This is a genomic window from Enterobacteriaceae bacterium ESL0689 (assembly GCA_029433525.1).
Classification (GTDB): Bacteria; Pseudomonadota; Gammaproteobacteria; order Enterobacterales; family Enterobacteriaceae; genus JAQTIF01.
In genome coordinates this window covers 925,296-947,148 of the sequence record JAQTIF010000001.1, presented here as the reverse complement: position 1 = coordinate 947,148, position 21,853 = coordinate 925,296, and the positions used below count along the sequence as shown (strand labels likewise).

Here is a 21,853-nt window from a genome sequence, read left to right as displayed (position 1 = left end):
ATGGATTACGGTTTAATGCGCCCCGTTGCCCGGATAGCTCAGTCGGTAGAGCAGAGGATTGAAAATCCTCGTGTCCTTGGTTCGATTCCGAGTCCGGGCACCACTTATTTGCATCAAAGCACGCTGGTTAAGAGATGAGATCCTTAACGGGCGGTTAATGCAGGGGCAGGTCATACGGAATCCTCCGGTGTTTTCAAGAGTGTTTGCACTGGTTGATATATCCAGAACTTGTCCCTCAAGTCAGGGAACCTGCTGTAACAGGTTCCCTGTTCTCGATCACCGTTTATAATCGCAGTCAACTACACTTGTGTCAACAGGTGTAAATTCCTTTCTGCTGTAATATCAGTGTAGAGACATAACTCTTCTTCCAGAGTTTTGCCAACGACATCCATTTTTAACTCCACATATTCCATCGTCGTACTGACGCTCCTGTGCCCCAGCAAGTCTTTCACCAGTTGTAAGTTGCGTTCTGGTGATTTCATCAGTTCCGTTGCCAGCGTATGGCGAAAACGATGTGGCGATACGGCAAAACCACACTCTTTCGATAAGCGCCGGAAAAAAGAGCGGATTTTCTGATATGATTTATCAGCATCCCAGGGAACATAACGGTTAAGCCGGATCCGATCCACATCAAACAGATAATCTGTATTCCCTGCACCCAGCTCAGTGGATTTCGCTATCAGATATGCCAGACGTAGTTTCAATACACTGACAACCGGAATTCGCCATTCACGATATGTTTTACTGCCCTCAAGACACAAAGTCAGATAACCCTCACGAAGATTGATGTCACCCAGCCGGATATGCAGCAACTGATTTAATCGCATTCCTGTATATCTCAGCGTATCCAGTACCGTAATCCAGTACCAGGCAGGCAACAGGGCATTATTCCAGATATGCTGCTCCTGATGTCTTCTCTCATCGTCCTCAAACTGCTGCATTATCAGATAAATACGTGTTAATTGTTCACGCGATAGTGTTTTCTTCCGCCTAACGGTGCGCTGAACGGTGCAATTATGGAAAGGATTTTTCTCCTGTGGGATATACCGTTGAGATATCCAGAAATTATACAACGCCCGCATATGCGCGACTTTATTATTCCAGGTCTGGGCTGAACGGCACTTCTCCTGTAACAACTCCCTTCGCCACATCAGAATATCCTTGTGGGTAATATCTTTTGGGAATTTATCACCGCAAAATTTACGAAATACCCGGACAACTTTTCTGTAGCTCTCATTTGTCGCCGGTTTGAGGTTATGGGCAAAAAAATATTCTTCAAGTAACTCATCCCAGGTTATTTCATTATGCATCTTAGTTTCCTTATAAATACAAAATTGATCCTGTAGAGATTCCTGTGGTTTCTTTACTTAAGAAAAGAAAAGATATTTGCTGTCCTCCGGTGATATGTCTCTGGTCAGACGGCCAGCTCTGATAAGATACCCATTTATCTTGCTAAACTTTCCATTTTTTTCTTCTGAAATATACAGTTTTGCCCGAATAAAACGCTTTCCCTTACTGACCCGATGTAACTGGAGCTTTTCGAACGAAGACTGCAACAGCTCTCTGTCATACTCACTGGCGGTCTCTTTGATGAAGAGATAGAAAATATCCGGCACTAAGAGATAATAAAATCCGGCAACAAAATGAAGCCGTGAGTTATGCTGATTGATACTAATATTTCCGGAAGCCATACCTTCCGTCAGCCAGCTAAGAAACTGTTCACCTGGCTGACGGGTATCAGCAGAAGTATCACTTTGATTCACTGTAGTAAAATCAATAGCGATCTCTTTCCCGGTAATCTCCACTTCATCCGTTGTCTCAGTGAAAGCGCTGTCTGCTTTATCAATCACTTCGGCATCAGAAAAAAGATTCAGCAATATATCTGTATCCACATGTAGTGGGTGGTTGTTATTAGTTTTTTCCTGTGGCTCTGCCATTTTTTCTTCATTCAGTAGTGACTGAAGAATACCGATATTTTCGGTACTATTCAGAGACGTCACCAGATCTACTGCTGTAGAGTCTGTCTTAATCAGTGACTCATCATTCTTCGGAACTACTGAGCCCTGCAGTGTCTCCGTCATGGGGGAATCGACTTTTTCTGCTGCCTGTTCGAGAAGAGTTCGGATAAGAGGCATCTCAGGCGAACCATTCCTGAACGCATCAGCAAGAGTAAACAGCGCATCCGGAATGGCAGAGAGCCAGCTTATGGCTTCTGCGGGTATCAGTTGACTGGCAACCAGAGTGGCAAGAGAAGAAGCCTCCTGTGCAGCTGGAGGGGCTGAACGAAACCGGAACCGATAAGGGCCATCAGGGATAGAAATACCTGGTTGCCAGCGAATACCATCAATAGTTTCTCCCTCCAGACTGGCTAACAATGGCAGGTGATAGCACAATGCAGACCAGAAAATAACCGCCTGCCAGATCCCCCCCTGAGACGCCTGTTCTTCTGGTGCCGCACCGGGCGGAAACATATATCCCCGAGCCAGTCTGACTGTGTAAGCGGTAAAAAGCAGAGATAAATCACCCAACCCACCGGTACAGGCCCAGCGTCCCTCCGTTGCTGCAGGCACATTCTGGATGCGTTTAAGTAAAATATATACCGGGGTTAAATAAAGCCTCTGATAGACCTCCGCTGGCAGAGAATTATTCTGCCGGATTTTCTGCAACGCATCCTGACGTAATGGAGAACTTACCAGTTCTTCCGCGTTGCCGGGCGGAAAATAACCTGTTGGTATGGCAGCATAAGGTGCGGCGGGTAACGCTGAATTACCTGATGTACGGGAAAGAAGCGTTCTGATTTTATCGGATAACTTTTTCATTCAGCACTTGCCTTGTCGTTAGCTATCCACTGTTCATCATTTTTCTGCTCGTGGTCAGCTTTCAGGTACTGCATCAACTCATTCAGTACCAGAGATTTACGGGCACGGGTCACGGCCACATACAGCAGATTTATTTCGTCCTGCCGTTCTTCGGTAGAGAGCAGCGGATCGGTGATGTCACAAAAATCTTCATTCAGTACGACAACTTCCCACTCCAGCCCTTTACTGCGGTGTGCAGTGGAAACCGTAACCTGCGCATCCTTTTCATGCGTTACAACATGCCGACGCATGATGGCCAGCTTTTGCGGCAACGGAAAATACTCATCAAGCAACCGGATAGCCTGATTCATCTCCACATCCTGTGTCGCCTTCGCGATAGAGCAATATTCCTCAAAGTCCCGGTAATCCAAGCGGAGACGGGGAGACTGCATCCGTTCGGGCATATCGGCAAACGCATTGACCACAAGCTGATTACCCTGCCATGTGATGATGGCGTTTTGTTCTGGTGTGGTTTTCCAGCTCATTCGATTCTCCGGGAGAGGCGGTTAAAGCACTCACTCTGTCATCCGGGGAAGCTTCTGGCTATGAAAAACCAGTTACCCATGATATGAAATTAAAAATGCTCTCCTGATCTAAAATTCACCTGGTTTTACGTTAGTGATCGTGTCCACATTAGGTTAAATCTCAATATTAAGATAAATGCTTCCAGGTATTTTATATGGCAAACTGGTTCTATGCTTACGGTACATATTAATGAGCAGGATTTATGCAGAATAATATAACTGATGGACTGGCAACTGTGGCTTCACATCCATTGATAGTGCAGGTGATTAATCAGGGAACGGGGATCTGGGGAAACGTAGTTACTGGATTAATTACTGCCGTGGCCGCGATTGGGGCAGTGATGCTGACGCACCGGTTTACCCTGAATAGGGAAAAAAATGCCTCAGACAATAAAATACAGAGGGAACGATATTTTATTGCGACTGAACTGGTATGTCTTCTTGAGCGGTTTGCTCAAGGATGCGTGGATCCAGCTCATGAGTCTGGATATGTAGACCCCCAATATAGGGGGATACCTGAGTTTAGTTATGAAAGAATAACCGGGGACTGGCGTTCACTTCCCCCGGAACTTATGTATCAGTTGAGGCAACTACCTGTTCTGCATCAGGAAGCCCTGCAGTCAATTTATGCAGCTTATGATAACGATAATCCTTCTGACTGTGATAGCTATCTGTCAGAACTTAAAAGTCAATCATCCCGACTTGGTCTTAAGGCAATCCGTCTTTCGCGTGAACTCAGACAGATCTGTTCCATGCCACATGACGATCTTTCCAACCATTCATGGTCTACCTGGAGGAGGCTTTCAAGTGCAAACGCGCGAATTATTAATGATACGTTACACAGTGCCCGCAGGCATTATAAATTCAATGCTGTAATGTATCCGCAAAAGCCTACTACTGGGTTAGTAGACTCACCTCAATCAGGATAATATATTCAAATAAATATTGACTTGATAACCGCATATCCTACTGAAATCTGTCTACATTCCATTGGTTAACTTTGATTTATTCAACAAATAAAAACGCTCCCTGACGGGAGCGTTATGGCGTAATTATGCAACCTTACTTCTCAGTGAATGCAGGCGGACAGGCCAGTTACCCAGATAATGCCCCGGCGTTAGCAATACACGACGTCGTTGGTCATACAAGGAGTTACCAATGACAACCTCGCCAGCAACGCCACAGAGCGACAACTGGATATAAGCCATTCCTGCCGCTATCGGATCAATATCTGTCGCTGAAAACCACAGATAACGATGCGCCGCATAACCGGCCTGATTCAGAACGTCAGCAAAAGCCAGTATCATACAACCAGCCCCGCAGGCAGGTTCGCAGAGAGTGATAAAAGGCTTTTCGTTAAATACCGCCTTCACATCCCCCAGTTGTAGTTGTGCCATCATTCTGGCCACATTCCACGGAGTGAAAAACTGGTTGTGATACTTATCTCCCAGTTCCAGCAACATAAAAATATTGCCCAGAAAATCACAGAGTCCACTCTGCAACCCATTAATCACATGAGCCAATAATTGTGCCATACGGGCAATATCCGGCTTTTCATAACCACCGATTATTCGCAGATATTTGCTTTCCCGTTTTTCACTGAAACACAGCCTGTTCTCCAGGGCAATAACGCTGCAACTGATAAAATCTTCAAATACTTTGTGACGATGATGATATGGTGCCGTCTGATTAAAAAGTGAGATAAATGCTTTTTTATGGTCAGTCAGAGTTGTCATATGTATTCTCCATAAAAAAGGGGAACACATACTCCCGCCAGGAGAACAGTGTCCCCCTGCGGGTAAAAAACTGCAGTCAGTAATGACTGCAGTGCGGTGAATGAATAAAACTATCCCCGAACCTCGTTATAACTCGCTGTCTGGAATTCAGGAGATTGCGGTTCGTTGCTGACCAGATACAGTGTCGGAGTTGATGGTCGTGTTTCTGACGGTAATCCCCGATAACCATCCACATGTTCTCCGAGATCATAACAGTTATAACCACTGAGACCACTAACTGGCTCGCTCCAGGTATGCCGTACTTCACATTCAAAAAGTGCAGAGATACCTGCGATGACTTCACCTGATAACGGATACCACGGGGAATCCAGCCGCAGGATGACTCCATTCGGAGTATGGCGACACAAATCCACATTGTGACCAGCTGGCCATTCAGTACCATAAATACGGCTGTAAAAACTCACTGTTGTGGATACCCCAGCCAGTAGCCCACCAGAACCATTAAGCTCTGTGGCCAGCCGTGACGGAATAATCATTAACAGATCACAAGGCTGTGCCTTTTCCGGATATTGTTGCAAACGCTTCCAGCATTCCGCGATATCAGGCTCTTCATCCAAACTGGCCAGACCGAACCAGTCGACATATTGCCTTTTTATCAGCGTCGCCATGATGCTCTGCGATTCGCGAGGAATGTTTTCCCACTTTAGCGCAGCAAGACCAGACTGATGATATAACCGATCAATCCGACGGACGATCTCCGTATCCAGTACTGTGTCTTTCAGTAACAACTCTAACCATTGATCAAATGCGAGATTAACAGCCGTTGACTGACCGACACCATGACGAACCAGTTCCTGACATGGCGGATACGATGCAGTTCGCACTGGTTTCAGTATCCCCACATATCCTGCCAGAAACAACTGGATACTCTGTTGTATGGCATGGCGATAACGTGGTGTATCTGCACCATTTATCCATTGCAGCAAGACATCAATACAGACAGATTTACCGGTAATTTCAAAACGATTCTGGCACCATTCAGACATAAGTTGATACTCCTCTTTTCAGTAAACAAAGAGGGCATCGTCCCGTGAGGAACAATGCCCTCACGGGAGGGTGACGATTGGGTTACTGTCGTCATCCGGTAGATTAATTACGCCGTTTCAGCCTGAAGGCTGAGTGGCGCGAGCAAATATTCCGACGCTTCCCGGGCCTGTCGGCAGGCGCTGAACAGCGCCTTTTTGTCGGACTTCAGTTTTGACAACCAGCCGTCAACATAACTTTCATGCTGCAAATCACCGGTTATCCCGAGATGTACGCACAGAAAGGCACTGCCGATTTCGGCTATCAACTCCTCGAAGGCATACACCGGATCGCCAAATTGCTTTGACGTCTGTGTTATCCCTTCACGGTTCAGTCGCTTCGCATGACCACTGGCATGCACCAGCTCGTGAAGCACCGTGGACCAGTAGTTCCCCTCAGTATCAAACTGCGACGTCAGGGGCAGCACTATCTGGTCGGTGGCGGCGCGGTAATATGCCCGGTTCTGCGGCCTGGGTGAAAACTGCACGCCGGTGGCGTTCACCACAGACAGGACCTGCTGCAGCTGTGCCGGACTGACGCCAGCGAAATCCTCCTGTGGTCGGATGACAGCAGCAGTGCCACGCACCTGGTCGGGAAGATCAGCACACTGTTCAACATTGAACAGCGGAAACTGACGCAACATTGGCACCGTTTCCATCTGCGGCTTACCGTCAGCATCAAACAACTTGTTGCCATTGCTGTCTTCAGCCTGCTTTGTCCAGTCGCGATATATCACCGCAAGCGTGGCGGTTTCGCCCTTGCGGACCTGGCCACCGGCCTCCTTTGCCTGGTTATATGTCAGCCAGCGATCGCTGGTAAAACCGCACTCTTCAGCCGCCTGCCACAGTAGCAAAACATTCACACCACTGTAGCTCCGACCGGTAAGTGCGTTGACCGGCATCAGGGTGTTTATCCCCTGCTGCGCATTTCTCCACGGCCGTCGCCAGGGAGGCAGACCGTTTTCCAGCGCAACAATGATCCGGTCAGTGACCAGACGGTAAATATCGCAGCGTCCAGTAAGGGAATTCGTCGCGACCGTTCCTGCGTGGCAACGTTTGCCGAAGGAGGTCTTGCGTGCCACCGGCTTTTTACAGACCGTGGCGGTGGTTTTACGGTTATTCGTTTTCATGGAGCACTCCTTGAAACTGGCGTGCCCCTCCCCTGCGGGCGTGAGGTACGCCGCAGGCGGGTGGAATTTAAATCAGGCGCTCAGCAACAGCACCCCGTCAGGTGAAACACATTCTGTCCGGCGTTGCAGATGATGAGCGGCCACCAAAAACCGGTGATGATCCGTAAACCTGGCATGACGGCACGCAACAAGACAGGCATCTGCAAGCAGTTGTAATGCAGTTATACGCCAGAATTTCAGCTCACTGCTACAATTGCAGGCAGCAAAATATCCGCTGGCTGTGACATGCAGTCTGTTGGTTAAATCCCGATAAACCGCTACTGGCACATAACGCCGTTCGCCACTGTATACCGCAATATCGCCTCTGGTAAGCATCAGGGTCAGTTGATGATTCTGCGTTAACATATCCCATATATGCCCTTCCGTCAGAGCAAGAGATTTAGTGAAAACAGTGTTGTCAACCAGTGCTGGAGCCAGGGTGGCCCAGCCTTGATCCTTGTCAGGATGACATCTATCGGCAAATGCCTGATATTCGCCATCCTGAACAGACAAAGACACTGTTACATCACTGTTCAGTATCACAGGTTTGTCGTTCTTTAAGGACTCGGTCAGAACATCTTTCAGATCTTTTCCGTAAAAACGCAACATATTCGCTCTCCTGAAAGACAGGAACCTCCGACAGGAGGTGTCCCTGTCGGGTTGGTGTTATTCAGACGGCGTTACAACACTACTCAAATATTAAAACGAACAGGCAATTACCAGCTTGCAAACAGGAAAATGCGTTCACGTTCCATATCCAGAGTGCGGATGCAATATTCTGCCCACAAGGCTATCAACTGCAATTCTGTGCGAAACGATTCTCCATAGTTTGGATCATCGTTATATGCTGAGAACCAGCCATTGCGGATATCATCACGCAGTAATATAAGAAGATCAGGGGACAGAAATATCGGTTCCTGATCAGGAACACCACTCTTATAATCCGGCATATTGACACAGACCCAGTAAAGTAGAGCGTCTAAACCACTTAACGTCACCATTTCACCGGAACTGGAGCCTAAAATGAGCTCTAGCCATATCTCCATCGGATCAGCATTCGTCTGCTCAATGGTATATGCTGGTAAAAAATGTGCAGTCATAGATAAATCCTCTTTAATAATTAATAAAAAAGGGGATTTATTTCCCATCAGGGGGATAAATCCCCGTCAGGGTCAAAGTAAAAAGCTGTAGCTCAACTGCTGACAGAAAAGCCTTCCGTCGAGAAAAACTCTCCCTCAGGAGAAAATGTTATGGGGTAACTGTCTGTAACACGGGGAAATAGTAAGCCAGATAGTTCTGGACATTGCGTTTCTCCTGTAAAAAAAAGAGAAACACCAGCCCAATTTCTGACAGTCTGATAAGTTTATAGAACCTTCATCGCCGCGTCATAGTGCGCTTGTATTGACGATATCTGCTCTCAAAGGTGCGCAGATGTGATTTTTATGCAACCACCCGAAGGCGCTTCTCTCAGGCTGCTGAAACATTAGTGGTCGCGTTAGCGACAGATTAGCTTGTCAATATTAGCAATAAATCGTTACTGATTTCAAGTCGCAGTCGCTATTGTGTGCGACTGCGACAAACATCTTCATACCGCATATATTGATGGCAAATCAGGTTTGTTACTATTATGAACATAAACACGTCCTGTACATGATGGTTCACCTATTGTTCTCCAGTTCCATTCCGGGTCAACGGCACCACCGTCAACCAGTTGCTGAAGCCGGATGATATTATTATTTACTGCTTTTAACCAATCCGCTGAATTTTTCAGCTCAAACTCTCCAGCAAGAGCAAGATAACGATTGATAGAGCTACGGCAATTAATAAGCATAATATTTAACAGATTTTTAAATACCCCTGACCTTGCAATCACTCTGATTTCATCCATATAATCATCAAGTCGGCCACCACAATAATCATTCCAGTTATCGTAAAGATCCAGTTTTTGCGAATAATTCTGATATTCATAAATCGGCTCAATATCAAATACAGATTTAAGTAACGCTACACTACCATTCTCTCTCAGCTTATCTTTAGCACCCTTTATAAGGGGTAGTTCATAATATAATAGCTGTAAATATGCACATCTGATATTCAACTCGTGAAGTGTCAATTCCGTTTTAACACCATAAAAGTCACTCAGGAAAGAATAATAATGAGTTATCTTATAAACTGTCATTCTCCTAAATCTCCTCTGAAATACACTTGTTTCACATATCTACCACGGCCGTCCCCATGCCCTAAATCCATTGAAACTAATGCCTCTGCTTCCGTTCGGCTCATGCCATTTTTGACGTGAAAGTTAACAGCATCACGAGAATAAGCATAACGCAAACTATGAGGCGCATTTTTACCAACCATACCTGCTTCACGAACGACATTTCGATAACGTTCAATAGCAGTATGTAAAGATGGTTTATCAATTAACTTCCCATTGTGTTCACTACAATATTTTATTGCCGCATCTACAACAGATAAAACTTTTTCCCGATTAAAAACGGTTGTTTCCCGTGGTCGACCGCCTTTTGTGCCGAAAACAATCCGCACTCGCTCGTTACCGTTAATTAAAGACTGCTTCCATGTTTTTAATGATTTTGCTGACTGAACAGTTTCTTCGGTTCTTAGCCCTAAATAACGAGATAACTGAATAGCCAGTGCCACACCCTCATCCTTTTTCAATGAATGATTTATGACCAACATCAGCTTCTCATCCGTAATTGGCGATTTTGTCCCATCACGATTAGCACCTGAAATACCCAGAACCTGATTGCTCAACCTTTCATGATTGGGATCTGCCAGCTTACTCCTGCCACCTGCCGTCATGATTGAACGTATCGCTGACATTTCATTTTGTAATGTACGTAATGATATGTTTTCAGCCTGACGACTATGAATATATTTCTCGATATGCGATATCTTGATATTTTTTACATCCCTGATTTGAATATTTAATTTTAGCAACCGATCAGAAAAACGCTCTGCTATTTTTGAACGATCTGCAATAGTTTTGAAACTGCCCCGCCCCTGACGCGCCAGGGTAATAAGTTGCTTACTGAGTTGCTTACTGAATCTGGACACAACATTATCTCCATAAGGAATACACACTTCCCGGTTTTCTCAAAAACAGGGAAATCTGTATTCCATGTTTTCAACCCCAATGACATGGTGATTTTTGCGCTTCCTGCGTCTCAGTTGATATCTGTGCGTTGGGGCGGCGAAATGTTGAGTTCTTGCGAGGCACCACAGGTCTCTGACCTGTTCGCTGCTGATGCAGAGCTGACATTCGTCAAGCTGCCTCCAACACTACTTCCGTAGTGTCGCCATCGATATCGAGCCGATTTTCTCCTTATTAGATTGAGACGTTCAGACGGGTCATCCGTCATGTAAACGTTGTTGTGAAGACGTTTTCACCGTGAATAACACGGACTACGCATGTGTCAGATGGTATGAAAACGATGAAAACCACGCTGTGCGTGCGTTTGAGTGGTATGCGCTGCGCGCGTCACTTGGTGTTCGCTTCGCTTGCACACAAGTGACGCCGCGCAGTTTCGTGCTCATAATGCAACGCCGTAAGAGGCCAAATGTACCAAATGGCCTTATCCGGTCGATGCAAAAGTCGTACGAAACTCAGGGCGTATCACTGAATAAACAGATTGTTGAGACGACTTCCACAGACGCTGTTCGTCTGACTGGAAGTTGCCAGCTCGTTGCGCACCAGCCAAACTGGTGTGTCATTGAGCAAAGAGAAAGGAACCCTCATCGCCACGTCGTAGTACGCTTATATTGACGATATCTGCTCTCAAAGGTGCGCAGATGTACCACATTCGATATGCTCTCCCTTCCAGGCTACAGGAGAATTCTTTTGCAGTCACCCGAAGGCGTTCCTCACAGACTGCACGGAACATTGGTGGTCGCTTCCGCGACATTACAACGCTATCGATATTAGCAATCTAAGTTTAGTCGGTCAAATTATTCCTTTGATTTACATCGTGATAAAGCAAGTTCTGTTAAAGCAATTATACGGTCATATTTAAACAAGATATCGAAAAATATCAGCGAGATAATGATTAAAACAATATACCCACTTGCCAATCCCATAAGCCAATTATAAACTCCTGCTTGTTTCGATATGGCTATAGCCATAGATATGATACCTGGCAAAATCCCCAGTTTATCAACAGGGCCAATTAAAAGTGCAATTCTTTTACTCAAAAATTCTCTTTCATGCTTTACTTCCATTAACCCCAATTCAAGAGTATCTTTTCCCAATAATATAAATTCCGGGAGAAAGTCATTATCTATCATAGATTCACTCTTTATATTTTGCTCTACTGATGAACTCAATGGCATTGTAAAGAAATATTTTATCGCTTTACGCTCATCATAAACCTTAACCGCAGGCATAAGAAACAATAACACATAAGAGGCAAATATCAATACAATAGCGATAGTTGCTAAAAAGTCGTAATCAGGTTTAAATGCCGCATAAAGCCCAATAAAAATAAATGAAAAAACAACCATAACTATAAGAGAAACAAACAATATCTTATCAAGTTTACTTGCTTTATTAGATTTTATTTTTTCTTTATATTTTAATTCATGATTGTTTAATAGTTTTATATAATCAATCATACCATTGTCATTTTCGCTCATAACATTTCCCGATAATAATAATTAATAATATGTAAAAATTACAATATATTAAGCATGCATCATGCAATGACGGAATATAATCTATATTCCGTCATCAGTTTTATCGCTTTGTCCCCTCGGCCACATCTTTAATATTCTTCATTAACTGCTGAAGACTGTCACTTGCCAGTCTTTTTTGTGAGGATGAACTATAGGTAATATAAAGTCGGCTCCCGACTCCATTCTTCTCAACCTCTATAGTAAGATGATCATCCTGATCTCCCCAGTCCGATCCCATTTTATAATAGCTTCCTGGCATCGACTCCCACTCCTGACCATTATCAGTCATAGCGCTAGCAACCCATACACCATTAGTATCTTTTTTTCTGATCGCATCTACTTCATCATTGGAAACAAATTGATAATGCCGTTTTAGTCTCGCAGCAGCAGTATCCACATCAACAGGTAAATCATATTTATTAGATGATGACTCTTTTTTCGAAGTCTTTGGCAAAGACAGATAAGGCATTCCATTATCATTAGAACTACTATTACCTCGTAACGTATTCATGATATTAGAGGCACCATCACTTACTTTTCTATTAGCTGATGAAATTTCTTCCATAGAGCAAGCTGACACAAGCATTGAGGCAGTACAGACAATCAATATTTTATTACTGAACATCTTTCTCTCCTTAAATTCACTCTTTAAGCAAATAGAGTCATTAATTTTACCTTTTTGCATCCTTCACGAAACTGGCATATTATGTGATATATAGTTAGCCCACAACAAAAAATACCAGCCGTTCCATTGACAGTCCATCTTTTTAGGAAAAATCAACAAAAACTCAAGCAAAAAAAGCGTATAAGATGTATGTTGGGTATACAGGAGGGGATGTTTATGCATAAAACGCAACATGAAAAAGCATGGCAACGAGGTGTGTATGCTGCAACGTTTTGGAAAAAAATAAAAAAAATCGCATCTGCTGGAGATCAACGATGTGTTGCTTTCACTAAACAACACGGTTTGCCGGTGTGGGTTGGTCACATACCGTTAACCATTATCTTACTATTATTGTTCGCTGGTGCCGTGATCGGAGGGATGATTTTCTCTTCCTGCATTGTAATTGTTTGTTTATTATATTTTTTTGGTAAAACTAAAACTGATGTTCCACTGTGGGAAACTAAAGATGATAATGATGATCCATTTGCTGAAAGAACCTACGAGCAATTAAATGCTATTGATGATGGTGCCCCTTATGGAGAGTCATATGGTACATGGTCGGATAGCGACTAAGTTTCAGTAAGTCGCTATCCAGCTCATGATACTCATCTAATTAACTTATTTACCTTTCATCATAGATGAAACAGCTTGTTCTGCGGCTTTACCTCCTGCTTGTGTAACTTTGTCCGTTCCAGCTTTAATACTGTTACTAATTACCCCCCCTAAATGAATACCAGCCCAACTCAATGCTCCCATCCACACAGCAGGTAATACAAAAAACATCGTCCCCATAACAAAATCCATAATCAGATCATCGGAACTGTTCTGTAATCCCATCATATTAAACCGACTGTGGGTATCCGAACTGTACAGCGCGGTCAGTAACCAACTGTCCAGCCAGCGAGCCAGTTCCCACCAGAACGTCATAAAATTCAGGGCGAATATTACAAAGGTAAGAGTAATCACAGATTTAAACTCATACGCCGCAAATGCCAAAATTAACGGCAGTATGATATAAATCGCCATCAGCAGAATACCCTGAACCATGGGTAATGACTGGCGCAGCGCATCAAATGCCGGATATGCGGCCAGACTTCCCAAAGCCATTCCGCCAAAGGCTGCTACACGTGCTACAGTATTATCCAGAGTTAAATCAGCATTTCCGCCGTAACCGGCATAGACCTCTCCGCTTTGTGAAACCGTCAGACTCCTCGGACTTACCAGGCGACGCAGTACCGCTTCTTCATAAGAAGTTCCCCCAGCGCCAATCATTTTCATCGCTGCCGATATCCGTAACCACATATCTGGATTGGCCTGTGCTTTTACCCGGGCTTTCAACCCGGTATCTGCACTTTCCCACCACTCACTACAGGTTGGGTATCCGCCGTTTCCGGTATTGGGTCGACCACTATCACGATTATCTGACCAGGGGAACGTCGACCGGGGTAGCTTTGACTGCAAATCGGGATAATAATTTTTTAAAAACAGAGTGCTGCCAATCCACTCAATATCCCGCAGCATATCTTTATCAGTACTCCGTCCCGCATCTGCCCGCTTCCATTCATATAACGCCAGTGAGTAGCAGTCGTTAGTGAAGTCCTGCAGTTCCTGTGCCAGCGCCTTATTAGCAATACGGGTATGCTGCACCTCAAAGCGAACCTGTCTTAGATCTGGTCGACAAGGGATCGTAGCTACTGAAGCCTGGGTTATCCCTTTCGATAATTTGTGAACCAGAATCCACCATACTGGCACTGCGGCTGTTTGATTATCCAGACTGGAAACTATCCCCGAATAACCACTTTCCGCAGGCGCTTTCGGTGTCCAGGTTCCACAAACCTTAGCTCTTGATGTGTCATGCTGTAACGTGCTGAGGCTTACGTTAACGAGAGGAACACAACAGGCCAGCATCACAAAAAAAGCGCCATACAACGCATTTTCGATCCGAGGCAAAGACAACATCCCTTTATTTCCTTCATCTTCGCCTTCTTCACGAACTTTTAACCAGATGCTGACAATTTTAAAAGCCAATGGTAGTGCAAACAATCCGGTACTGAGCATAATATTCCACAGTCCATTGTTTATTACCCAGCCCAGTAGTGTCAGAAAATATTCAAAATAACTGTTTGTTGTCATGGTTAATTTCTCTGATTAAACAAAGCGTATTCGCATAGCAAAACAAACATCAGACTGATAATAGATATCCGTCGCAGCGGCTGCCGATACTCATCCCGGAAACCAGGCGCTTTATGAATTTTCCATATGCCCCATCCTAAAGCTATATAAAGAATCAGACGCCATATCAGCCATCCAAAACGAGTCGCATATATCCAGGCATTCAATGCCGCAGTATCAGCAGAATATTCCATAGCTGTACCAGCAATAATTAATGCTGTGAATATAAAAATAGACATACCGACCAAAGTAAGACTGGCGCGAACAAAAATACGCTTTCCATTCATCTGATACATATCTGATCCTTATTTGCTATCTTCTGGCATTGGCATCTGACTGAAATGTTTATCAGTACTATCATCGGACTGGATTTGTGGATTTGTTGTAACGCGCTGATTATCCCGTTCGATAATAGTCAGCACCGAGTTTTGTGCCAGCTCGCGTTTCAAATCCATTTCATTCTTCAATGCTATAATTTCGCGATCGAGTGCATCAATACGGCGTTCTCCTTCCTGCAATGCAGCCTCATGAGACGCGGCATTAGGCTCAGACATACCTGTTATCAACATCCGTCTCATTAATAATGCTGTTTCTACTGTGTCAGACATGGCCAACTCTCCAGCTAATCGAGCCGTTAATGCCGTATTATCCGGATCACGTTGCAACGCCCTGATAACATTCGCTGTTATTGGCATCCCGCCTGTTTTCAGCTTTGCCAGTTCAGTAGCTGTAGGTTTCACAGTACCGTTAACCAGTTTTACTAGTTGTTCTGTATTAACTTTTGTCGCTTCCTCAAACAATGGAGCAAATCCTGTCCCAGCCACAAATAAACCCGGCTGATCATCTTCTTTACCATTGATACATTTCGAGGCATTGCCGCAGGTTCGTAATGATTTATCACCCAATACTTTCACTACGGCCTTCGCTGCCTCTTCAGAATTGCTAAATTTACTGCAAACACCGCCGTTACAATTACTTTTGCTAACAGATTGTGTACTGATTACCGGCAAATCATTCATCATATTAAACCCCGCAGTTACCAGATCGTATATAGGTTTAATTGCAGGTTGACCAGTGCCTCCACGCTGTTTCCCACCAATCCAGTTACTACCTTTATTACCGGAAGCCTTGCGCCCTGCCTCATTAATACGTACAGCATCTGTATCACCGCTATTAACAATAGACTTGTACTCTTCCAGCATGGCCTGCTGAGTCCATTTGCTGGTATTACTGAAATCCATCATTCTCTTCGCCATGTTCTGGCAATTTAACTGCGCTTTGTCGAACGAGACGTTCGCCTGCAATACACCGTTAGTCAGCATGTCATACAATCCGGGATTGGCTCGCTGGATCAGCATTGCTGGCATACTGGCAACCGCCCCCGTTGCTCCCTGAATAACTTCTCCCATCAAGTTTTTAAAACCGTCTGTGACGCCATTTAACTGATTGCCCACTGTGGTTTTAAGATCAAAATTCCCACACATCAGATCACTGCTCCACTCGGTATTTAGCCCCAGTTTTTTCATATTATTGCGTGTTGCCGGTTGCGATATCACCGACCCGCCGCCCAGGGTATAAAACAATTTATCGGAGACTGCGCCATCAACGGATTTTCCATAACCCAAAGCACTGTTATTAACCTGCGGCAGTGAAATATCCGCTAATACTGTTCCTGCTATTCCGATCAGGAAGAATACGGCGCTAGCTACCCATTTAGATTTTTCGATATGCATGTTTTACCTCGTCAAAAGTCAATACTTCTAAGGAATGTCTGTCCCATACGCTTACAGCAGCTATAAGGCCTCCATAGTGCAAAAGCTTCGTTGTTATCACTGCTGGTACTATGCTCGCCGTCCGGAAATACGGCACAACTTTGCGTCATCTGCGGCGCCAGGCGCTGCCACTTATGATTTTTAGTGCCGGTGTTTTCCATAACTTCCCCAGGTGGCCAGTAACCATTACGATGCGTTCCCCTCAGCACCTGATATACATGTGGCTGACCTGTGCGGGTAATAATGTCTGCCACGCGCTGTGCCACCACTGCTGACGCTTTGTCATCATCAGTCTGGCTAACAAACCCAGAACGCGGATAAACATTACCCCACATGTTTCCGTACATCTGATTACCTATTTCCCGGCGACCAGGTATCAGTGCTTCGGGATACAGTGATTCCGGAATACCTGTTCGCCATGCAATCGAATCCAGGGTACTGAGAAAATACGGCATCAGGGGGATGGCAGCGCTGTCACAGGAATATCCCGCGATACTGCCGCCGATAAGAGACGTGGACGGATGCCCGATTGCATCTGCGTATTTAAAGCGAATACTGGATTTACGCTGTCCCTGATACTTCATATCCGCCGGATTAGCGCCACCAACAGACACGCCGGATAGTGTTCCTGTAGCGATATTTTCCAGTCCACTTGCCGTCTGGCTGACTAACGCCATCTCTATCCAGGGATTTCCACCCGGTGCCACGTAGGTCGATACCACTACTTCCGGAATGAAATGAGTGACTTTTACTGACGTTTTTACACTGCAGCCAAATGCTGTACAGAATAACCAGTAGCAGATGCCACTTACCCGCCAGTTAATACAGTCCTGCGTTACTGCGCTGGCCGTTATTTGTGCCGTATTCAATACCGCGAGCGCGACAGGTATTGACGCAGTGGCCAGAACAGTCGCGACAGCGGCGGAACAAAGTGTTTTCCTGATCCGGGATGGAGGGTGTTTCATCTTCCACCTCCTGCCTGTAGCCACAGCGCCTGAGCCTTCGCTACATCAGTTGTGCCATAAATCACATCGCGATCATTAAAAACAACAGCGGGAACTTTGTGGATACCAAGCTCCCAGGCATGTACCAGCTGGTGATAGGCCGTCACCAGCTGCTGCTGTTTTTGTTGCCACCCGGGGGAAGAAATCACCTGTTTCACCTGCTCAGTTGCCTGGTCTGGATCAACCGGAAGCTGACCAAATATTTTCGTCTGCAGGTGCTCAGGCTCATCCAGCAATACCATTGCGATATCTGGAGAAAGATTTACAGGTAAGTGCTGGCGAGTGGTATAGACTACCGTGCCAGCCATAACCGATACCGGTAATAACACCGGCAATATAAATATGATAAAAGCTTGCCATTTCATGAGAACAACTCCGTCAGATATATCGCCTGACAGCGTGCTCGTCAGTCATGTGAAAAGCTGCAAAAAACTAAAAATGCAATATCAGAAATTAATCGCGGGTTTTATGAGAAGATTTTGTACAGGTAAACCCCGTCCTGAATGACGGGGCTTTCATTAGTGAACAATCAAACTATTAAGCCACAACACCAGATAAACCAGATCCGCCGCATCCGCCACGGTGATATACCATCGTGGATGGTCATACTCTTCTTCCGTTGGCCAGCTTCCCCGCCCATTCACTGTGATCAGAATATTCACCTGCTGACAGATCCGCCCCGTTACAGTAACTGCTACACAACTGTGTAACCCCACCCGATGTGGATGACATGTCACCGTTAATGGCACTATCAGATGCTGTTTGATATGTTTTCCCAGTCGCTGAAGATTTGCTTTTGTTATCGCAGATATCACCGGTTCACCCTGTGGCAGTAGTGTGAATACATTACTGTTCAGGTGAGCATTGTTGCTGGCAACGTGAGGAGTTAAATACTTTAACGTTATCATACTGTCGTGATCTCCTCGTTAGCCAGTCCGCGCAACTTGTCCAGCTTACGGGCAATCAGCTTCGCTGCTTCCAGTTCGCTACATTGATGCTCACGCATCAATGCCCGACGTTCGGCCTTTTCCTCTTTTTCTGTCATCCCCAGTGCAAGATATAAACTGGGAGGAACAGCACGAAATAACGCTTCAATACGCTTCGCCAGTACGACCCCTTCGGTATAGCAACCTGATTGCTTACGCGCTGAAATCAGAACCGCTTCCTGTTCAGGCGTTAACGCCCGAAACCGGCTGATATCTTTGACTTCTTCCGGTGGCATGGTCAAACAGACCCACCACTCCGCCATATTCAGCATCTTTTCCGCGATATCCGGAAAATCCTTCAGGTTCTGTGTGGCCAGCCATAACCAGGCACCTAACTTTCGCCACATTTTAACCACTTTTGTCATATACGGTGACAATAGCGGATTGACTGTCACGATATGCGCTTCATCCACCGCGAAAACAATGTCGCGGCCAAGATACTGATCACGCTCTGCAATATTGTTAATCATATTGGTCATTGAGACCATAGTCAGCGCCATCTGCGCTTCATAGCCTTCACGCGCCAGATGTCCTAAATCCACCAGAGTAATATCTGCCTCCGGCCACAGTTCGCCCTCACGATTGAACAGCTCTGCTTCAAAACTACCTGCCTGGGTAAACATGCCCAGTGATTCCGCCATCTCAGAGGCTTTTGCCTGCCGTGAAGCACTGCGAACATTCTGACCGTCATCATTTGCGAGGCTATACAATGCGCTCTGTAAATCAGCAGGTAACATCTGTCGGCCTTCTTTGTATGTCGCATGAGCGGCCATTAACAACGCTTCGCGAATCATCGCTCTGTCAGCACGCTTCATCTCAGCTTCTTCTTTCGGATCACCGCCTGTTATCATCATGCGGGCTGAAATCTCCATTTCACCGAGAATATCCCGTTTATCTTCGTCTTCCTGGTCACTGTCAGCATCAATATCGGGAAGCTCACTTTCATCAACGGAATGGACTGCCAGTCCTTCTTCAACCAGTTTATGCGCATCAGCAAACGGCGGCAGACTTACACCACTGCCTGGTTTGATACTTATTTTGTTAACAGACAGACCGAGGCTTGCAAAATAATCAGCCTGCAGACCAAAACTGTTTCCCGCTTCTGCAATAAACAAGCGGGGTCGATGAACTGCCATCAACTGTGAAAAGGCATAGCACAACGTAGCCGACTTACCCGCCCCCGTCGGCCCAAATAACAGCAGATGCGCGTTCTGGGTTCGGTCATATTTGTTTAGCGGATCGAATGTCAGAATATCGCCACCGCGATTAAAAAAGCTAAACCCTGGATTCCCTGTGCCGGTTTCCCGTCCGGTAACCGGCAACAGTCCTGCAAGGTGTTGCACCCAGGTCAGTCGGGTGTACCAGTGTTTTTTATCGCTGTCCGGGTTAAAGCACATCGGCAATGCCCGTAGCCAGCTATTTAATGGTGCCACCTCAAATTCCGGACGAATTGGCTGCAAACCAGCGCCTAACAAGACAGTCGTCAGTTCAAGACGTTTACGCTGCAGATTATCCAGATTGTCACCATGTAGCAGGAAGGTCATACCAGCACGATATAGCTTATGCCTGTTTCCCAGGCACTCTTTCACTGTTTTTACATCCTGACGGACACGAACAGATTCGGTATTCTCCCCGACAGCATTTTTCGACAGGCGATTAAATTGCTCTTCCAGCCGATCCTGTGGCTGAATGACAATCGTCATGCACAACAGGGTGCCTTCTGGAAACATATCCATCAGTGCATTAATTTTTTTCTCACCGCGAGTCTGTTCGCCAGTGATGGTGCCAGGTTCCGGAGGGGTACGCAATCTTTCAACTGGCAGCGCACAGTGCGGTTTATTGTCTATCCACCACACACCATTTTCCAGATCGGACACCGGTGGGGTAAACCATAACGTTTCAGCGAAATCATTGCTGACGGGCAATATACCATCCGGAATATCTCGCTGATCAGCATAGGCCGCCTGACGGTACAGTATGGATTTATCCACCCAGTCAGGAGAGGGATTAAACAAACGCAGCAGCCAGTTATGTACCTGCAGGCCATTCTGCCGGGTACAGCGAATACCCGCCCCCCCCAGGGCACTGACCACCCGATCGCTGACCTGATTCAGCATCGCTACAGGTGGCATAGGATCACGGGAAGCCTTGCCCAGCCAGCGATAAATCACCATCCGGGTACGGCGTTGCTGACCACGCCACGGTTGCCCGGTGACCAGTGCATCGGTAAACAGCCCTTCTGGCCGGGAAATGTTGCGAATATGACGGCTCATTTCAGCTAGCCAGGCCTCAGTATATTCGGTTTGCCGGGCATGGGGTTTTACATAGCCACGTAAGTGGTTCAGATAAGCCTCAGTATCATCCTCATCCTGGCAGAAAAACTGTACCACCCACGGATTCTCATCATGCTCGTCAAAACTATCCTGGAGCGCGTCTTCTACCGTATCACGGATCTGCTCCAGACGTTCGTCTGTGCGCCCTTCCGTGGCCACTGGCGTGACGTCATAAATCGCACCGACTGAAATACCGTCTTCAAGCAGAAGGCACTGTTCTTCATCAAGGAATTCTACCCACGGCAGATAATCAATGATGGATGGATTGGCGTGATAAATTTTTGCCTCATCCTGCCGGGTCATTTGTCCTGGGCGCATCAGTGGCTCACGACCATTAACAGCGAAAGAGGAAGCACACGCTTCGGCTGATACCTCCACCGGACTATTCTGATGAGTCGCTTTTTTACGATTAAAAAGAGAGAACATCACAGTGCCTCCGTACGCTCGCCAGGCATCGCATACTGTGTCTGGCTGTAGAAGGGAAACACTGTACTATATCCCGGCACAGGCATATTACCACCCGCCAGGTGAGGATACAGGTACATCACCATATCCGGGTTAGGCAAGCGGGAAAATTGCTGCGAAATTTCACTCTCCTGCGTCCGGCTGTAATTCTGATCATCCTGAATGACCTTTTGCCGCTCATCGTCAGTGAGCGGACGCCGCAATGTTTCCCTTGCTGCCGCCGACTGGCGGGCGCTGTTGCCTTCACCTTCAGCGCCATTCCACAGTTCCAGCATGGTATGCTCACCAGTGGGCAGGATTTCTTCTTTTGTTGTTGAACAGCCACTGAGTAATAAAGTCACTATCCAGAGAGCTGAAATCAGCCGGTTACCATTATTCTGAATCATTCTGTTTGGC

General features: G+C 45.9%; 21 protein-coding genes, 1 tRNA gene and 1 pseudogene. 3 read left to right on the top strand and 20 right to left on the bottom strand.

The features are described from left to right. Positions 1-27 precede the first annotated feature (27 nt). A tRNA-Phe gene (locus PT300_04730) sits at positions 28-103 on the top strand. Positions 104-299: 196 nt separating this feature from the next. Here PT300_04730 and PT300_04725 read toward each other — a convergent pair. From PT300_04725 to PT300_04715, 3 genes and pseudogenes are all read right to left on the bottom strand, one after another. Continuing rightward, complete coding sequence (locus PT300_04725) at positions 300-1,310, bottom strand: site-specific integrase (protein ID MDF7679954.1); 1,011 nt, start codon at positions 1,308-1,310, stop codon at positions 300-302. Between the two features lie 57 nt (positions 1,311-1,367). Next, complete coding sequence (locus tag PT300_04720) at positions 1,368-2,819, bottom strand: TraI domain-containing protein (GenBank protein MDF7679953.1); 1,452 nt, start codon at positions 2,817-2,819, stop codon at positions 1,368-1,370. Further along, positions 2,816-3,268 (bottom strand): annotated as a pseudogene (locus PT300_04715) (ATP-binding domain-containing protein). Before PT300_04715 ends, PT300_04720 begins: the two are co-directional and overlap by 4 nt. A 317-nt stretch (positions 3,269-3,585) precedes the next feature. Between PT300_04715 and PT300_04710 the strand changes: the two are divergent. Then, entirely contained in the window at positions 3,586-4,311 is a 726-nt protein-coding gene (locus PT300_04710; GenBank protein ID MDF7679952.1) for a hypothetical protein, read from the top strand. Between the two features lie 123 nt (positions 4,312-4,434). Here PT300_04710 and PT300_04705 read toward each other — a convergent pair whose 3' ends face one another. The 9 genes from PT300_04705 to PT300_04665 all read right to left on the bottom strand — a co-directional run bounded on the left by PT300_04705 (position 4,435) and on the right by PT300_04665 (position 12,686). Beyond that, the gene (locus PT300_04705) at positions 4,435-5,118 is read right to left on the bottom strand and encodes an N-6 DNA methylase (protein ID MDF7679951.1); all 684 of its coding nucleotides are present in this window, start codon (positions 5,116-5,118) and stop codon (positions 4,435-4,437) included. A 110-nt stretch (positions 5,119-5,228) separates the two neighbouring features. Further along, positions 5,229-6,164, bottom strand: coding sequence for a DUF1281 domain-containing protein (locus PT300_04700; protein ID MDF7679950.1), 936 nt, complete (start codon positions 6,162-6,164; stop codon positions 5,229-5,231). A gap of 107 nt (positions 6,165-6,271) precedes the next feature. Then, a complete protein-coding gene (locus tag PT300_04695; protein MDF7679949.1) occupies positions 6,272-7,330 on the bottom strand; it encodes a zincin-like metallopeptidase domain-containing protein in 1,059 nt (352 codons plus the stop codon). Positions 7,331-7,402: 72 nt separating this feature from the next. Next, on the bottom strand, positions 7,403-7,978 hold the full coding sequence (locus PT300_04690) for a hypothetical protein (GenBank protein MDF7679948.1): 576 nt from the start codon (positions 7,976-7,978) through the stop codon (positions 7,403-7,405). A 107-nt stretch (positions 7,979-8,085) separates the two neighbouring features. Beyond that, positions 8,086-8,517, bottom strand: a complete 432-nt coding sequence (locus PT300_04685) for a hypothetical protein (protein MDF7679947.1) — start codon at positions 8,515-8,517, stop codon at positions 8,086-8,088. A gap of 437 nt (positions 8,518-8,954) precedes the next feature. Beyond that, on the bottom strand, positions 8,955-9,548 hold the full coding sequence (locus PT300_04680) for a hypothetical protein (protein MDF7679946.1): 594 nt from the start codon (positions 9,546-9,548) through the stop codon (positions 8,955-8,957). After that, the gene (locus PT300_04675) at positions 9,545-10,447 is read right to left on the bottom strand and encodes an integrase domain-containing protein (GenBank protein MDF7679945.1); all 903 of its coding nucleotides are present in this window, start codon (positions 10,445-10,447) and stop codon (positions 9,545-9,547) included. Before PT300_04675 ends, PT300_04680 begins: the two co-directional genes overlap by 4 nt. 891 nt (positions 10,448-11,338) lie before the next feature. Further along, on the bottom strand, positions 11,339-12,022 hold the full coding sequence (locus tag PT300_04670) for a hypothetical protein (protein ID MDF7679944.1): 684 nt from the start codon (positions 12,020-12,022) through the stop codon (positions 11,339-11,341). 100 nt (positions 12,023-12,122) lie between these two features. Then, on the bottom strand, positions 12,123-12,686 hold the full coding sequence (locus PT300_04665; protein ID MDF7679943.1) for a hypothetical protein: 564 nt from the start codon (positions 12,684-12,686) through the stop codon (positions 12,123-12,125). 216 nt (positions 12,687-12,902) lie between these two features. Between PT300_04665 and PT300_04660 the strand changes: the two genes are divergently transcribed. After that, a complete protein-coding gene (locus tag PT300_04660) occupies positions 12,903-13,298 on the top strand; it encodes a hypothetical protein (GenBank protein MDF7679942.1) in 396 nt (131 codons plus the stop codon). A 45-nt stretch (positions 13,299-13,343) separates the two neighbouring features. Here the strand turns inward: PT300_04660 and PT300_04655 are convergent, their stop codons facing one another. The 8 genes from PT300_04655 to PT300_04620 form a co-directional block, all read right to left on the bottom strand. Continuing rightward, positions 13,344-14,858 carry a conjugal transfer protein TraG N-terminal domain-containing protein gene (locus tag PT300_04655; protein ID MDF7679941.1) on the bottom strand — a complete coding sequence of 505 codons (1,515 nt, stop codon included), beginning with the start codon at positions 14,856-14,858 and terminating at the stop codon, positions 13,344-13,346. Positions 14,859-14,860: 2 nt separating this feature from the next. Then, entirely contained in the window at positions 14,861-15,193 is a 333-nt protein-coding gene (locus PT300_04650; GenBank protein ID MDF7679940.1) for a hypothetical protein, read from the bottom strand. A gap of 9 nt (positions 15,194-15,202) precedes the next feature. Then, complete coding sequence (locus PT300_04645) at positions 15,203-16,630, bottom strand: integrating conjugative element protein (protein MDF7679939.1); 1,428 nt, start codon at positions 16,628-16,630, stop codon at positions 15,203-15,205. A gap of 11 nt (positions 16,631-16,641) precedes the next feature. After that, positions 16,642-17,634, bottom strand: a complete 993-nt coding sequence (locus PT300_04640) for a TIGR03756 family integrating conjugative element protein (protein ID MDF7679938.1) — start codon at positions 17,632-17,634, stop codon at positions 16,642-16,644. Then, entirely contained in the window at positions 17,631-18,038 is a 408-nt protein-coding gene (locus PT300_04635; protein MDF7679937.1) for a TIGR03757 family integrating conjugative element protein, read from the bottom strand. Before PT300_04635 ends, PT300_04640 begins: the two co-directional genes overlap by 4 nt. A gap of 153 nt (positions 18,039-18,191) precedes the next feature. Continuing rightward, complete coding sequence (locus PT300_04630; protein ID MDF7679936.1) at positions 18,192-18,581, bottom strand: acetyltransferase; 390 nt, start codon at positions 18,579-18,581, stop codon at positions 18,192-18,194. Then, the gene (locus PT300_04625) at positions 18,578-21,418 is read right to left on the bottom strand and encodes a conjugative transfer ATPase (GenBank protein ID MDF7679935.1); all 2,841 of its coding nucleotides are present in this window, start codon (positions 21,416-21,418) and stop codon (positions 18,578-18,580) included. Before PT300_04625 ends, PT300_04630 begins: the two co-directional genes overlap by 4 nt. Further along, positions 21,418-21,843 (bottom strand): TIGR03751 family conjugal transfer lipoprotein, encoded by a 426-nt coding sequence (locus tag PT300_04620; GenBank protein ID MDF7679934.1) that lies wholly within the window; start codon positions 21,841-21,843, stop codon positions 21,418-21,420. Before PT300_04620 ends, PT300_04625 begins: the two co-directional genes overlap by 1 nt. Positions 21,844-21,853 lie beyond the last annotated feature (10 nt).